Below are 226 nucleotides of genomic sequence, written 5' to 3' on the forward strand. Positions count from 1 at the left end.
TTTCGCGATCTTAGCTTTTCTTCAACCCACTACAGTTGACAAAGAGCCTAAAAAAAGAGTTATAAACTCTCAATAAAACGGAGAATAAGGGATTCGAACCCTTGCGCCAGTTACCCGACCTAACGATTTAGCAAACCGTCCTCTTCAGCCTCTTGAGTAATTCTCCTATTAATGGGCACGAGTGGACTCGAACCACCGACCTCACGCTTATCAGGCGTGCGCTCTA

General features: G+C 45.6%; 1 tRNA gene. It reads right to left on the minus strand.

From position 1 onward, the window contains the following. Positions 1-78 precede the first annotated feature (78 nt). A tRNA-Ser gene (locus tag L0P31_RS09330) sits at positions 79-166 on the minus strand. Positions 167-226: the final 60 nt, after the last annotated feature.

Source organism: Streptococcus mitis, from assembly GCF_022137125.1.
Taxonomy (GTDB): Bacteria; Bacillota; Bacilli; order Lactobacillales; family Streptococcaceae; genus Streptococcus; species Streptococcus mitis_CE.